General features: G+C 63.0%; 12 protein-coding genes and 1 pseudogene. 3 read left to right on the forward strand and 10 right to left on the reverse strand.

Annotation, left to right across the window (positions count from 1 at the left end; genetic code table 11):
* Positions 1-74 precede the first annotated feature (74 nt).
* From X735_RS142340 to X735_RS142325, 4 genes are all read right to left on the reverse strand, one after another.
* Positions 75-671 (reverse strand): LysE family translocator, encoded by a 597-nt coding sequence (locus tag X735_RS142340; protein WP_023813056.1) that lies wholly within the window; start codon positions 669-671, stop codon positions 75-77.
* 115 nt (positions 672-786) lie between these two features.
* Positions 787-1,359 (reverse strand): acetolactate synthase small subunit, encoded by a 573-nt coding sequence (ilvN, locus tag X735_RS142335; protein WP_023757090.1) that lies wholly within the window; start codon positions 1,357-1,359, stop codon positions 787-789.
* An 86-nt stretch (positions 1,360-1,445) separates the two neighbouring features.
* Positions 1,446-3,227, reverse strand: coding sequence for an acetolactate synthase 3 large subunit (locus X735_RS142330; protein WP_081734942.1), 1,782 nt, complete (start codon positions 3,225-3,227; stop codon positions 1,446-1,448).
* 256 nt (positions 3,228-3,483) lie between these two features.
* Positions 3,484-4,626, reverse strand: a complete 1,143-nt coding sequence (locus X735_RS142325; RefSeq protein WP_245273282.1) for a DUF6600 domain-containing protein — start codon at positions 4,624-4,626, stop codon at positions 3,484-3,486.
* Positions 4,627-5,058: 432 nt separating this feature from the next.
* Between X735_RS142325 and X735_RS01000000166235 the strand changes: the two are divergent.
* Positions 5,059-6,878: pseudogene (locus tag X735_RS01000000166235) on the forward strand (NAD(P)/FAD-dependent oxidoreductase).
* 73 nt (positions 6,879-6,951) lie between these two features.
* On the opposite strand, the gene X735_RS142320 reads toward X735_RS01000000166235, so the two are convergent.
* Complete coding sequence (locus X735_RS142320; protein WP_023813059.1) at positions 6,952-7,542, reverse strand: HD domain-containing protein; 591 nt, start codon at positions 7,540-7,542, stop codon at positions 6,952-6,954.
* Positions 7,539-8,690: a gamma-butyrobetaine dioxygenase gene (locus X735_RS142315; protein WP_023813060.1), complete on the reverse strand. Its 1,152-nt coding sequence runs from the start codon at positions 8,688-8,690 to the stop codon at positions 7,539-7,541. Before X735_RS142315 ends, X735_RS142320 begins: the two co-directional genes overlap by 4 nt.
* 122 nt (positions 8,691-8,812) lie before the next feature.
* On the opposite strand from X735_RS142315, the gene X735_RS142310 reads away from it, so the two are divergent.
* Positions 8,813-9,691 (forward strand): LysR family transcriptional regulator, encoded by an 879-nt coding sequence (locus tag X735_RS142310; RefSeq protein WP_023813061.1) that lies wholly within the window; start codon positions 8,813-8,815, stop codon positions 9,689-9,691.
* 4 nt (positions 9,692-9,695) lie between these two features.
* Here the strand turns inward: X735_RS142310 and X735_RS142305 are convergent, their stop codons facing one another.
* The 3 genes from X735_RS142305 to X735_RS142295 are packed head-to-tail and all read right to left on the reverse strand — an operon-like array spanning position 9,696 to position 11,144.
* On the reverse strand, positions 9,696-10,223 hold the full coding sequence (locus X735_RS142305; RefSeq protein ID WP_023813062.1) for an N-acetyltransferase: 528 nt from the start codon (positions 10,221-10,223) through the stop codon (positions 9,696-9,698).
* Positions 10,224-10,267: 44 nt separating this feature from the next.
* A complete protein-coding gene (locus tag X735_RS142300; protein WP_023813063.1) occupies positions 10,268-10,576 on the reverse strand; it encodes a hypothetical protein in 309 nt (102 codons plus the stop codon).
* A gap of 4 nt (positions 10,577-10,580) precedes the next feature.
* Positions 10,581-11,144, reverse strand: coding sequence for an XRE family transcriptional regulator (locus X735_RS142295; protein WP_023813064.1), 564 nt, complete (start codon positions 11,142-11,144; stop codon positions 10,581-10,583).
* A gap of 155 nt (positions 11,145-11,299) precedes the next feature.
* Here X735_RS142295 and X735_RS142290 point away from each other — a divergent pair, with 155 nt between their 5' ends.
* A complete protein-coding gene (locus X735_RS142290) occupies positions 11,300-13,132 on the forward strand; it encodes an ATP-binding protein (protein WP_023813065.1) in 1,833 nt (610 codons plus the stop codon).
* 221 nt (positions 13,133-13,353) lie between these two features.
* Here the strand turns inward: X735_RS142290 and X735_RS142285 are convergent, their stop codons facing one another.
* Positions 13,354-14,145 carry a GGDEF domain-containing protein gene (locus X735_RS142285; protein ID WP_023813066.1) on the reverse strand — a complete coding sequence of 264 codons (792 nt, stop codon included), beginning with the start codon at positions 14,143-14,145 and terminating at the stop codon, positions 13,354-13,356.
* Between the last annotated feature and the right edge of the window lie 57 nt (positions 14,146-14,202).

The raw sequence follows: 14,202 nt of genomic DNA on the forward strand, positions 1-14,202 counted from the left end.
GGGGCGGCTCCCGATCCGGGGGCGGTCCGCCGAGCGTCCGGGTGCCCCTACGATCAGATGGTGCGCCCCACGGCCTACCTGAGCATCGGCCAAAGCGTCGCCGCCAGCAGCACGCCCATGACGATGTTGAACCATTTCAGCCGCACCGGGTCCGACAGGAAACCGCGCAGTGCGGTGCCGAACCCGGCCCACACCGAGACGCTCGGCAAATTGACGATGGTGAAAGCCACGGCGATCAACACCACCGACAGGAACGGGTGCTCGGCATTGGCATAGACGGCCATGGCGGTGATCGCCATCACCCACGCCTTGGGATTGACCCACTGGAATGCGGCTGCCTCGATGAAGCGCATGGGCCGCGCTTTCGTCTCGCCTTTGCCGGTCAGCGTGCGCGACATGGCGATCTTCCAGGCGAGGTACAAAAGATAGGCGCCGCCAGCGATCTTGAGCGCCGTATGCAGCGCCGGAAACGCCGTCAACACAGCGCCGAGGCCAAGACCGACGGCAAGCAGCAGCACGAGGAAACCCATGCTGATGCCCAGCATGTGCGGAACGGTTCTGACGAGGCCGAAATTCACGCCCGATGCCAAAAGCATGAGATTGTTTGGCCCCGGCGTGATCGACGTCACGAAGGCGTAGACAAGCAGGGCAAGGAATGCGTCGAGCGACATGGATATCTTCCCTGACAAGTCAGCATCTTGTCTCTTCTCGGCGACCCCGCAAAGGCTACGGACGGCCTCACCATGGAAACTGGCTGACGCGTTCGACGCCAGCCCCGCCGAAGTCCTACATCGCCTGCGGGCCGCGGTTCAACGCTGCCACGCCGGTGCGGCAGATTTCGACCAGGCCGAGCGGTTTCATGATGGCGATGAACTGGTCGATCTTGGAGCCTTTGCCGGTGATCTCGAAGATGAAATGCTCGGTGTTGGCGTCGATGACGCTGGCGCGGAACGCATCGGCCAGCCGCAACGCCTCGACGCGGGCCTCGCCGGTGCCCGCGACTTTGACCAGCGCCAGTTCGCGCTCCAGCGGCCGCTCCTGGCCGGATTCATGCGAACGCACGGTCAGGTCGACGACGCGGTGAACCGGCACGATGCGCTCGAGCTGGTGCTTGATCTGCTCCAGCACATGCGGCGTGCCGCGCGTCACGATGGTGATGCGCGACAGGTGTTTTTCATGCTCGGTCTCGGAGACGGTCAGGCTCTCGATGTTGTAGCCACGCCCGGAAAACAGGCCGATGACCCTGGCAAGCACGCCCGGCTCGTTGTCGACCAGCACGGAAAGCGTGTGGTTTTCCGGCTTTTCCGTCTCCTTGGCGATGAAATAGGCGGAGCCGGTCGGTTGTAGCTGTGCGTTCATGACATGAATCTCGTTTTTCAAGCTCTTGAGCTAATTCTCTGTTTGCGCGGGGCTTTCTCGCGACAGCCCTGCCTTGGTTCTGCCGGCTACACCAGTTCCCTGCCCTTGGCGTCGATGGCATTGGCCACCGCCTCGTCGGTCGCCTCGTCGGGCAACAGCATCTCATTGTGCGCCTTGCCCGACGGAATCATCGGGAAGCAGTTGGCGAGCGTCGCCACGCGGCAGTCGAACAGCACCGGCTTCCTGACCGAGATCATCTCCTTGATCGCGTCGTCCAGCTCGTCCGGCTTCTCGCAGCGAATGCCGTGGCCGCCATAGGCCTCGGCCAGCTTGACGAAGTCCGGCATCGCCTCGGTGTAGGAATGCGACAGCCGGTTGCCGTGCAGCAACTGCTGCCACTGCCGCACCATGCCCATATACTGGTTGTTCAAGATAAAGATCTTGATCGGCGCGTCGTGCTGCACGGCCGCGCTCATCTCCTGCATCGTCATCTGCACGGAGGCGTCGCCGGCAATGTCGATTACCAGCGCGCCTGGATGCGCGATCTGCACGCCGAGTGCCGCCGGCAGGCCGTAACCCATCGTGCCCAGCCCTCCCGACGTCATCCAGCGGTTCGGCTTCTCGAAATGATAGTGCTGCGCCGCCCACATCTGGTGCTGGCCGACCTCGGTGGTGATGTAGGTGTCCAGACCCTTGGTCAGTTCGTAGAGCCGCTCGATGGCGTATTGCGGCATGATCACGTCGTTGTTCATCTTGTAGGCGAGCGAGTCGCGCGCACGCCATTTGGCGATCTGCTCCCACCAGGGGTAGAGCGCCTTCTTGTCGGCCTTGGCGCTCGCACGCCACAAACGCACCATATCCTCCAGCACCCGGCCGACATCGCCGATGATCGGGACCTCGGTGTGGACGTTCTTGTTGATCGACGACGGATCGATGTCGATGTGGATCTTCTTCGAGTTCGGCGAGAAGGCGGTCAGCCGCCCGGTGATGCGGTCGTCGAAACGCGCGCCGATGCAGATCATCACGTCGCAGTCATGCATGGCCATGTTGGCTTCATAGGTGCCGTGCATGCCGAGCATGCCCATCCAGTTCTTGCCCGATGCTGGATAGGCGCCGAGGCCCATCAGCGTCGAGGTGATCGGGAAACCGGTGAGATCGACCAGTTCGCGCAGCAGATGGCTCGCTTCCGGGCCGGAATTGATGACGCCGCCGCCGCTGTAGATGATCGGCTTCTTGGCACCGGCCATCAGCTCGACCGCCGCCTTGATCTTTTCCAGGTCGCCCTGGACCTTTGGCTGGTAGCTGGTGCGCGGCGCGATCTGCGGCGGGACGTAGAATCCCCTGGCGAACTGCACGTCCTTCGGGATATCGACGACGACCGGACCGGGGCGGCCGGTGGTCGCGACATGGAAAGCCTCGTGGATGGTCGCAGCGAGCTCGTTCACGTCCTTCACCAGCCAGTTGTGCTTGGTGCAGGGGCGGGTAATGCCAACCGTATCGCATTCCTGAAAAGCGTCGGAGCCGATCAGCGAGGTCGGCACCTGCCCCGTCAGGCAGACCAGCGGGATCGAATCCATCAGCGCGTCCTGCAGCGGCGTCACGGCATTGGTGGCGCCGGGACCGGAGGTCACCAGCATGACGCCGGCCTTGCCGGTCGAGCGCGCATAGCCTTCGGCTGCATGGCCGGCGCCCTGCTCGTGGCGCACCAGTATGTGCTCGACATCGTCCTGCTGGAAGATCTCGTCATAGATCGGAAGGACAGCGCCGCCGGGATAGCCGAAGACATGCTTGACGCCATTGTCCTTCAGCGCCTGCACCACCATTTCGGCACCTGTCATCTCGCGCCGCTCGTTCTGTCCGTTGCTCATCGGTCTGGTCCCGTACTGTCGCCATTGGGCGTTTGCTGGTCGTTTAGTCGTGTTTCAGGCAATAAAAAAGGCCCCCGAGGGAGCCTGTGTCTTGCGCATGGGGGGTTTTTGCCCGGCGGTTACACCGCCTTGCCCACGCGCTTTCCTACGAGAATGAGTGCCGTTTTCATGGTGGCGGACACTAAGGGCGGGCAAGGCAGCCTGTCAACGGGAAAAATCGCGCCGGCGCGCACAGCGTACAGGCGCGACTGCGGTGTCAGCCCGGCGCCTTGCAGCGGGAAACGCGTGGATCGCATTTGGACGCCTTCCTGGCCTCCATCTTCTCTGGCGGATGGTGGGGTGCCACCCTTGCCGGGCCATGGTGCTGGGGCATGTGCACTGCCAACGCTTGCTGATGCGGCTTTTGTTGCCCGCCACCGAGTGCAAGACGCTGCCCCGAAACCGGCTTGGGCGAAACCGGTTTGGGCGACGATTTGACAACGATGCGTCCGTCGCCCGCGGTCCTGTCGACATGCAGCTTGAGCGCATCGGCCTTCGCGCCGTTGCCGGCGACCATCCGCTTGCTCACGGCGTCGCCAGGCTTCACGACGGCCGGATTGCTGGCAGCCACCGCGCCGGGGGAAATGGCCTTGCCGCCGATCGCAGTCTTGGAGCCCGCCACGATTTGCCCGTTCCCCTTTGTATTGCCGGCAAGTCTCTTGATCTCGGCGCCCCTGGAAGCATCGAGCCGTGCACTGGCAAACACGCCTTTGCGCGGAGGAACCAATTTTGCCGCCTTGATCGACTCGATGACGGGCTTCGGGAGTTGCTGCAGCCGGGGTCCGGCATTGATTGCAACCACCTGATTGCCAAGCCGCACGTGCGGCGCCTTGTTGACCAGGACCGTCTGGTTGATGATCGTCGTGTTGCGCACGATGCCGACGTTCTCAATGGCAGGCCGTACCACTCTGACCAGATCGACCGCGCCGATCGCCGCCACCGGCACGAAACACCACCAGGAATCGGCGAAGGCGACATCTACGTCGGGTGGTGCCGGCGCCCAGCCGACATCATTGCCGCCCTGGCGCCAGACCACCCAGGCTGGCGCCCATTGATCGCCGGCGATCCACACCCAGCCAAAATCGGGATCATAGGCCCAGCGGCCATAGTGATAGACGACATCGCCAAATGGCTCGGTGGACTGCCAGTACCAGCCATCGTCGGTCCAGACCCACCTGCCTTCGGTGTAGGGTCGCCATTCGGTACGGACCGAGGGAACCCAGACATCGCCGAAGCGGCTGGAGGTTCGCCATCCGCCATAGTTCGAAAGCCTTTCGCGGACGGTAACGGCAATTTCCGCCGCATGCGCCTGCGTTCCGGGCAGCACCAGCGGGCCGGTCAGGGTCGCGCTCAAGGCCATGACCGCGGCCATTGCCGCTGCGCGTCCACGCCGGCCAAGGGAGCGACATGAAGACGCTTGGATAAAAGGTACGATGATCATAACGGGCTCCAGAGTTCCGCATCCAGAAAATCCCGGGAACCGTCCTGTTGCCCGCCACCGCTTCCCGGCTTCTCACCGATCGGTTGTCATCGGCCTCGGTGACCGCATTGCGGCATTTGACCATCAATTTTGCGCGACCGGCGCGGCATTCACAAATGGAACGTTCGTTTCCGGCGCCCGAGCGATTCCGAAACTGTCCGGCGATCTCACTTATAGGATAGACCATTGAAATCGCTGGAAACTATGGTGGGGCGTGACGAGGGCCGCCATCTCTGACGATACTTGATCGTCCGGCGGCGAGCCCGGCGGAGCCACCACCATGACGATCTGGATTTCACGGGAGGAAACCTGATGCTCGACAAGCCCTCTAGCAAGAACACGGCCCCTAGCAAGAAACTGTCCGACCTGCTCGATCGATTCGGCGCCGCGCTTGCCGCCAATGACATCGAGAAAGCGGTCGATTGCTTTCAAGAGGATTGCTACTGGCGCGACCTCGTCACCTTCACCTGGAACATCAAGACCATGGAAGGCCGCGACCAGGTCCGCGACATGCTGAAAGCCAATTGTCGAAGACCAGGCCGTCACACTTCGCCATCGCCAAGGGCGAGGACGCGACGGAGAGCGACGGGTTGATCGAAGGCTGGATCAGCTTCGAGACGGAGGTGGCACGCGGCTTCGGCCATGTCAGGCTGAAGGACGGCAAGATCTGGACGCTGCTGACCACCATGGCCGAACTGAAAGGCCACGAGGAGCCGGCAGGCTTTGCGCGGCCGATGGGCGCCAGGCACGGCTCGGGCAAGAACCGTCCGACATGGAAAGAAGAACGCGAGAGGGAAACCGCCGAGCTCGGCTTCAAGACGCAGCCCTATACGGTGATCATCGGTGGCGGCCAGGGCGGTATCGCGCTCGGCGCGCGGCTGCGGCAGCTTGGCGTGCCCACCATCATCATCGAGAAGAACGAGCGTGCCGGCGACAGCTGGCGCAAGCGCTACAAGTCGCTCTGCCTGCATGATCCGGTCTGGTACGACCATCTGCCCTATATCGACTTCCCCAAGAACTGGCCGGTCTTCTCGCCCAAGGACAAGATCGGCGACTGGCTGGAAATGTACACCAAGGTGATGGAGCTGAATTACTGGTCCTCGACCGAGGCCAAAAGCGCTTCCTATGACGACAAGAAAAAGGAATGGACCGTTGTCGTCCACCGCGACGGCAAGGACATCACGCTGAAGCCGAAGCAGTTGGTGCTGGCCACCGGACAGTCCGGCAAGGCCAATCTGCCAAAATTCAAGGGCATGGAGACCTTCAAGGGAGACCAACACCACTCCTCGAAGCACCCGGGTCCCGACGCCTATGCCGGCAAAAAGGCCGTCGTCATAGGCTCCAACAATTCCGCCCATGACATTGCCGCGGCCCTTTGGGAAGCCGGCGCCGACGTGACCATGGTGCAGCGCTCGAGCACCCATATCTCCAGGTCCGACACGTTGATGGAAATCGGACTGGGTTCGCTCTATTCGGAGCAGGCGCTGCAGAATGGCATCACCACCGCCAAGGCTGATCTCATCTTCGCTTCGCTGCCCTACAAGATCCTGCACGAGTTCCAGATCCCGGCCTATGCCGAGATGAAGAAGCGCGACGCGGCATTCTACAAGGGTCTGGAAAAGGCCGGCTTCATGCTCGACTGGGGCGACGACGAATCCGGCCTGTTCATGAAGTATCTCCGGCGCGGCTCCGGCTACTATATCGATGTTGGCGCCTCGCAGCTGGTCATCGATGGTTCGATCAAGCTGAAGAGCGGCGTCGACGTCGAGGAAATCAAGCAGCACTCTGTTCTGCTCAGCGACGGGTCGGAACTGCCTGCGGACCTCATCGTCTACGCCACCGGCTACGGCTCGATGAACGGTTGGGCCGCCGATCTGATATCCCGCGAAACCGCCGACAAGGTCGGCAAATGCTGGGGCCTCGGCTCGAACACCACCAAGGATCCCGGCCCCTGGGAAGGTGAGCTGCGCAACATGTGGAAGCCGACGCAACAGGAAGCGCTGTGGTTCCACGGCGGCAATCTGCACCAGTCACGTCACTATTCGCAATTTCTGTCGCTGCAATTGAAGGCCAGGCAGGCAGGCCTGCCGACGCCGGTCTACGGGCTGCAGCAGGTGCACCATAAGGGATAGCCGAGCGCCATTCCGGCAAAGCCGGAAGAAAGAAGGAGGCACGGCTTGCACCCTGCCTCCTTCCCTGGGGAATTTACGCCGGCTTGCCCGCGGCGAACTGCGTCACCACCCGCTGCAGCAGCGGCACGTAATCGCGAAACGCCCGTGTCTTCATGTTGGCGATCTTGCCGCTCTCGTCCCAGATGCGGACCCGGACCGCTTCCTCATGGAAGGGGTTCTTGCGGAACTCGGCGACCTCCTCGGCATTCATCGGCCCGCCCTGCAGCGACAGCGTGTGCACCGAGGCCTGCGAAAGCCTGCCGAAATAGGTCGGGTCGGTGGCGCAGAGATAGCGCTTGGCGGCGACATGCAGCCTGACGCATTCGACGATGACAGGTGGAAAGAACGGCGCCAGCACCTCGCCGCCGGCCTCGTCATGATGCTTGTCCTCGACATCCTCGGGCGAATAGGTGCCGAACTCGCTGGTGTAATGGCCGATGTCGTGCAGCAGCGCCGCCGCCACCAGTTCGTCCGGCGCGCCGTCCTTTTCAGCGAACCAGGCACCCTGCAGCATGTGCTCCGACATGGTGACGGGTTCGCCGAGATAGGATTCGGCGCCCCGGCGCTCGAAGATGTCGGCGATGAACTCGACGATGGTGTCCGCGTTCAAATCCTGGCCGCTCATTCCGCGGCCTCCTTGAACCCGTGCTCGATTGCCGCGAGCGTCGACAGCAGACCGTCCTTGTCTGCGTAGCAACCCTGCAGCCAGCGCTTACCGGTACCGGAAAACGCCTTGCGGGCATGCATGACGCGGGTGTTGTCGACGATGAACGCTTGCCCCGCTTCGAGCTTGAACGTCACCTCGAAGGATGGATCCTCGATCAGTTCCGCAAACCGGCGATAGGCGGCGTAGTACGCTTCCATATCGCTGAACGGCACGTCGACCGTCGGCGCCAGCGAGCGGTTGTTGAAGCGGATGCAAATCAGCTCGCCATCGGGCCCGAGCTCGATCATCGGCCGCTTCGCCTGCAGCCGCACGCCGGAAGAGCCGGCATACTCGAAGCGCGCCGGGCATGAGCTCAGCAGCCGGAAGCCTTCCGGGTTCTCAGCCTGCAGCGCAGCCGCGACTGCAAACCCATCGACGACACTGGACTCGCCGCCCTCAACCGTATTCTCGATGCAGGACAGGATCTGCAGCGTCGGCACAGGGTCGCGATAGGGATTGTCGGTGTGCGCCTGGAGGCCGAGATTCGTGTAGGCGAGATTGTTCGGATTGACCTCGGCGCGCACTTCGAACCAGCGCCCGTAATTGGTTTCCCTGATGTAGCCGAAAAGATCGGACACTTTGCACAGTGCCCCGGATTCGGTCGGCAGATCGTCCATCACCGCGAAGCCACAGGTTTTCACCGCCGACAGCCATTGCCCCAGCACAGCGCGATCGCGGCTGGCCGCAACATAGCCGGCGCGCGGCACCGAATTCTGCATCGAGGCCTTGGTCCATCGCACGGTGGCCTCGCCTGTCCAGCCGGGCTGGCGGCCTGCGTCACGATCATAGGCATTGGCGCTCAGCCATGCCGCGGGAAAGCTGACCGTCTTCTGCTCGGGCACGAAGCTGACTTCCAGGGCGCCGCCTTTGATCGACGCGGCGCCGATCCTGGTGTCGGCGGGAATGTCGAGAATGGTGATGAGCCGTTGACCATTGCCGGCGCTGCGCGTCTTGTCGTCCAGCGCATTGTCGCGCAGCCACATGGCGTGAAAACGGCTGCGCGACCCGTCCTGCCAGCCAAGGTCGATTGTTCTGCCTTCGTCGCCGATCCGCGCCTGGGTGAGCATGGAGATCCGTTCCTGTCCATTGCGTCCCCCGCAGCCTGATCCGCAGGGTTTCGATTGCATGTTGATCGCGCGACAGACATAACTCAAATTATCATTTTTTAGCCAATGACCGCAGAATACTAATGGCTCGTACAAATACACCGGTGCCGCCTCTGGACTGGCTGCGCAGTTTCGAGGCGGCGGCGCGGCTGTCGAATTTCACCGCGGCGGCAGCCGAGCTCGGCCTTACCCAGGCCGCCGTCAGCCAGCACATCCGGCTTCTCGAGGAATGGCTGAAGACGCGCCTGTTTTCGCGGCTGGCGCGCGGCGTCGCGCTGTCGCCAGAGGGTGCGGCTTACCTGCCCCACATCCAGTCGGCCTTCGCCACCATCGGCAACAGCACCGCGGAACTGTTCGAGCCGCGCGCCATCCAGACCGTCTCGATCCGCGCGCCAATCTCCTTTGCCTTGCTGATGCTCGCCCCGGCGCTGCCCGATCTGGCGAAGGCGCTGCCGCGCATCCAGCTCGATCTGGTGACGATCCATCGCCCTGCTGACTACGACCTGCCGGGCTCGGTGCTCGACATCCGTTTTGGCAACGGATCCTTTCCCGGCCGTGAAGCCGACAGGCTGACCGCAGAGCGGCTCGTGCCGGTGGCGGCGCCAGTGCTCGCCGGCAACCCCGACTGGACCTCCCTGCCGCTGCTTCTGGTCGCCGGCGCGCGCGAAATGTGGGCGGAATGGTTCGCCGCCGCTGGACTGGCTGGCCATCCCAGACGATCGCACCGCTTCGACAGTTTCGTCACCGCCATGGAGGCGGCGAGCGCCGGCGCCGGCGTGCTTTTGGGCTCGCGGCCGCTGGTCGATGCGGCGCTCGACAGCAAGACGCTGGTCAGGCTTTCCGACTATGAACTTTCCAGCACATCGGGGCATTTCCTGACCAAGGCGTCGACAGCACGCCTGACCGGTGCCGAACAGGATTTTCGCCAGTGGCTGCTGTCACGCCTCTCCGCGCCGGCATGACCGGTTACGAGATTGGCCCGATCCGCTTCCAGTAAATCAGCGTGCCGGTCAGCCCGCCATGCGGCTTCAGGGCATAGTCCGGTATCTCACCGGCCAGCGTGAAGCCCAGCCGCTCATAGAGGCCTGAGGCGCCCTCCTCGGTCGCCGTGTCCAGAACCAGCAGCGTGCGGCCCCTCTCGATGGCAAGGCTCTCGGCGGCCCGCATCAGGCGCGTTCCCACACCCCTGCCCCGGTAATCGACTGATGTCATCAGCTTGGCGATCTCGGCCCGGTGCGGCTGGTTGGGCGGGCAGTCGAGCAGCAAGGTCACGGTGCCGACCAGGTTTTTGCCATCCCAGGCGCCAAGCACCGATCTTTCGCCCCTTGCCGCCGCGGCCAGCGATTTTTCCCAGAACGCCCTTGCCGCCTGCGGCGCCAACGGATGCATGAAGCTGACCGAACCGCCGGCCGCCACCGTTGCGACCAGCAATTCGGCCAGCATGTCCTGCGTCTCGGCAGCCGGGTTCAGGGTTGCGATCTCGATCGAGTTCATGTGCAGGATATCCTGTGATTGCGATAGAAGCGGGCGCATTGCTGTCACTCCAGATGGCGCGCGCGGCGTCGCTTACGCGCCGCCTTGATGGCGCTGATGCGGTCGGCGTCTTCGTGCCCGAGATGCCGCCCGCGCTCGAGGATCTCGAGCGTGTACTCCTCATAGGTCAGGCCAAGCCGCTCGGCTCTGTCCATGCGCAGCAGCATCACCTCGTGGCTCGGCGCCTTCCACGCCTTGGCGTACGCTGCCTGCCAGGCAAGAAAGATGTAGGGATCGCCCTTGCCCCATGGCGGGCCGTTGTACTCATCGAGAGGCGGCCCCCCATTATGGGAGCGCTTTGGTCTTCTTGCCATTGTGTCAGCCCCTGACCAGCGCGACGAGATAGTCGGCGCCGGGCTCCAGGGCATGGAAGGTGCAGTCCGACGGCGCCCCAAGCGCCAGGCAGTCGCCTGATACAAGCTTGTGCACTGTCTCACCTTCGATGAATTCGAGCCGCCCGGAGATCAGCCATATCTGCTGCTTGATGAAGGCGTATGAAGCGGCCGGAAAACTGACCTTGGCGCCCGCCGGCAGATGCACCTTGATCAGTTCCAGCGGCATATCGCCAGCCGGCGAAAGATGCCGCCTGACATAGCCGGTGTCGGGATCGCGCCACACCGGCTGGTCGGCTTCGCGCAACAGCCCGCCGCCCTGCAATTCCGCGCGCGCGATCAAGGTCGACAGCGTCATGCCGAAGGCCGACGCGATGCGCACCAGAAGCGCCGCCGTCGGGCTGGTCTTGCCCCGCTCGATCGTGCTGAGCATCGCCTTCGAGACGCCGGAACGCTCCGCGAGTTCGGCCAGGGACCAGTCGCGCACGATCCTTTCGGCGTGTATCCTGCGGCCGATCGTCGAGGAAATGTCGTTCGCTATATCATCCATATGTCTATTATAGCGAAAAATAGACGCCGGAGAAGAGCCGCCTTGCGACAATTTCCACGAGCCCCTTAATGCTCTCTACACCATCCGACCTCATCGGGCCTTAACCCCATTCGGGTAGCATCGATGCTCCAGGGGAAATGGGGATTGGCCTGTCCATGTATGTCGAACGCGAAGCCTCCGTTGGAGAACCGACATCGCAGGAGCGCCGCGACGCAGAGCAGAACGACAAGCGCATCCTCGGCAATGTCGTGCAATGCGATGGCGCGCGCGCCACCATCAGCGCCTACGCGAACGACGCCGACGGCGCGGTGACCGGCCTGTGGACGGTCGGCAAGATGATTTCCATCAATCTCGGATCGACGCGAACCGTCGGCCTGGTCTACGCAATCGGCAAGTCGGACCGCGCGTGGAGCAATGAGGGCCAGAACGCCATCGAGGTCAGCATCGAGCTGATCGGCGAAGTCCGTGACGGAGCAGAGCCCGGCGCCAAACCGGTCTTCGACCGCGGCATCACCACCTATCCGCATATCGGCGCCGTTGCGCATCGCATCCGCACCCGCGACCTGCAGGCGGTCTATGACCTCGCGGGGCGTCATTCGATCACGATCGGCACGCTCGCGCAGGACGAGACGATCGCCGCCAACATCGCCATCGACGATACGCTGGCGCGTCACTTCGCCATTGTCGGCACCACCGGCGTCGGCAAATCCACCGCCGTCTCGCTGCTGCTGCGCAAGTCGATCGCGGCACGGCCGGATCTGCGCATCCTGATCCTCGACCCGCACAACGAGTTCGCTGCATCGCTGCCCGAATACTGCGTCAGGGTCGATTCCAAAACCCTGGATCTTCCGTTCTGGATGTTCACGCTGGAGGAATTCGCCGAGGTGCTGTTCCGGGGCCGCGAGACCGAGCCGGAAGAAATCGACGCCTTGCGCGACCTCATTCCGGCCGCCAAGAATCTCTACCGCAACCCGAATTCGGGCTCCTATATCAGGCGCGGCAGCGATGCGCTGACCGCCGATACTCCGGTGCCTTACCGCATCGCCGACCTGCTCAAGCAGATCGATGAGCGCATGGGCATGCTCGAAAGCAAGACCGATCGCCCGACGCTCAAATCGCTGAAGACGCGCATCGAATCGGCGGCGGCCGATCCACGCTACCGCTTCATGTTCAACTCGCGCCTGATCGAGGACACCATCCACGAGACGATCGGCAACATCTTCCGCGTGCCGCATCATGGCCGCCCGGTAACCTGCTTCGAGATGGCCGGCATGCCGTCGGAAGTGGTCAATTCCGTCTGCTCGGTGCTGGCGCGCCTGGCCTTCGATCTCGCTCTGTGGAGCGAGGGCAAGCTGCAGCTTCTGTTTTTGTGCGAAGAGGCGCACCGCTATATGCCGGCCGACCCGCGTCTCGGCTTCGCGCCGACCAGGCACGCGCTGTCGCGCATCGCCAAGGAAGGCCGCAAATATGGCTGCTATCTCGGCGTCGTCACCCAGCGCCCTGGCGAGCTCGACCCGACCATCCTGTCGCAATGCTCGACTTTTTTCGCCATGCGGCTTGCCAATGAGCAGGACCAGGCGATCATCCGCTCGGCGATTGCCGATTCTTCCGCCTCGACGCTTGCCTTCCTGTCCTCCATGGGCCAGCGCGAAGCCATCGCCTTCGGCGAAGGCGTGGCGACGACCATGCGGCTGAAGTTCGAAAAACTGCCGAGCCACCTGCTTCCTGGCACCGCCAAGCGCGAAGAAGCCGCCTCGTCGAAAGCCGGCGACGATGTCGATCTGGTGGCGATCGTGGAACGACTGCGCAACGTGCCGAAATCAACGCAGCAGGCGATGGCCTTCGCCGAGGTCGTCGATTCAGGCCGCCAGGCCGGCGATCCCGACTACCGCAAGCCACCCGCCGCACGCGCGCCATCGGACGACGATTTCGACATGCGCTACGGCCTAAAGCCCGCAACCTTCGGCCTGCGCCCGCAAAACGATTGAGTTTGGGCGTCACGCACATCGGCGGATGGGTCTGAGCACCCAAGTCAGGGCTTCCGATATCCATTGGAAAAGCCTGGGTAAATCCCGTCAGGGAATTCGTCAGGCTGAGTCGGGTGGTGCTGTTTTCGAGAACCGAAGCGGAGCGGACATTTGAGTCCGTGAGCATCGGAAGCGCAGAAAACGGCGCCAGACGGTCAGCCTCACGAATTCAGTGATGGGATTTAGGCGCAGACGCGGTTGCGGCCTTGCCTCTTCGCTTCGTAAAGCTGGCGGTCGGCGCGGCGATAGAACTCTTCCGCTGTTTCCTTGCGGTCCCAGACGGCGAGCCCGACGCTGGTGGTGATCTTGAGGCGGACATTGCCCGACAGCACCGACATGTTGGCGATCGCCTTGCGGATGCGCTCGGCAAACTTGCCCAGAAGCTCGGCGTCCATGTTGGGCGTGACCACGGCGAACTCCTCGCCGCCCAATCGCGCCACCACATCGTGGTAGCGCGTCATGTCCTTGAGACAGTTCGCGACGGCCTTGAGCACTTCGTCGCCGATGTCATGGCCGTGGGTGTCGTTGACCTGCTTGAAATGGTCGAGATCGAGGATCATCAGCCCGACGGGCTTTTCGATGCGCCGGAACTCCTCAAGATACTCCTTCAGCGCATCATCGAAATAGCGCCGGTTCTGCATGCCGGTCAGGCCGTCGGTCAACGCCGCATGCTCGAGTGTTTCCGAGCGCGCGCTGAGCGAGACCGTCATGGCGCGCAGCTTGCCTTCCTCCGTCGCCTGTTTGCGGATCAGCGGATAGATGAAGAAAATGCCGAAGAACAGCGCGGTGGCCAGGAGCACGCCGGTCGCGAACAAGAGCTTGTTGAGATAGATGACCTTGTCCAGACCCGAAGCCGTATGCAACTCGTCGGCGAAGGACTGCAGAAGTCCGTAAGCATGCAGCGTCACCAGGCCGGCGGCCAGGATCACGAATATAAAGACGAAAAATGCTGATTCCGCCTTGTGGAAACGCATCTGCTCCCCGTTGGAAAAGTGCCCACTGATCTTATGGCATGGGCGGGCTTACGGAGG

The sequence above is a fragment of the Mesorhizobium sp. L2C084A000 genome (genome assembly GCF_000502875.1).
Classification (GTDB): Bacteria; Pseudomonadota; Alphaproteobacteria; order Rhizobiales; family Rhizobiaceae; genus Mesorhizobium.

Bases quoted from the DNA above. Each gene is read 5' to 3' on its own strand.
- X735_RS142340 (WP_023813056.1), bottom strand. From the start codon at position 671: ATGTCGCTCGACGCATTCCTTGCCCTGCTTGTCTACGCCTTCGTGACG.
- ilvN (WP_023757090.1), bottom strand. From the start codon at position 1,359: ATGAACGCACAGCTACAACCGACCGGCTCCGCCTATTTCATCGCCAAG.
- X735_RS142330 (WP_081734942.1), bottom strand. From the start codon at position 3,227: ATGAGCAACGGACAGAACGAGCGGCGCGAGATGACAGGTGCCGAAATG.
- X735_RS142325 (WP_245273282.1), bottom strand. From the start codon at position 4,626: ATGGCCTTGAGCGCGACCCTGACCGGCCCGCTGGTGCTGCCCGGAACG.
- X735_RS142320 (WP_023813059.1), bottom strand. From the start codon at position 7,542: ATGAGCGGCCAGGATTTGAACGCGGACACCATCGTCGAGTTCATCGCC.
- X735_RS142315 (WP_023813060.1), bottom strand. From the start codon at position 8,690: ATGCTCACCCAGGCGCGGATCGGCGACGAAGGCAGAACAATCGACCTT.
- X735_RS142310 (WP_023813061.1), top strand. From the start codon at position 8,813: ATGGCTCGTACAAATACACCGGTGCCGCCTCTGGACTGGCTGCGCAGT.
- X735_RS142305 (WP_023813062.1), bottom strand. From the start codon at position 10,223: ATGAACTCGATCGAGATCGCAACCCTGAACCCGGCTGCCGAGACGCAG.
- X735_RS142300 (WP_023813063.1), bottom strand. From the start codon at position 10,576: ATGGCAAGAAGACCAAAGCGCTCCCATAATGGGGGGCCGCCTCTCGAT.
- X735_RS142295 (WP_023813064.1), bottom strand. From the start codon at position 11,144: ATGGATGATATAGCGAACGACATTTCCTCGACGATCGGCCGCAGGATA.
- X735_RS142290 (WP_023813065.1), top strand. From the start codon at position 11,300: ATGTATGTCGAACGCGAAGCCTCCGTTGGAGAACCGACATCGCAGGAG.
- X735_RS142285 (WP_023813066.1), bottom strand. From the start codon at position 14,145: ATGCGTTTCCACAAGGCGGAATCAGCATTTTTCGTCTTTATATTCGTG.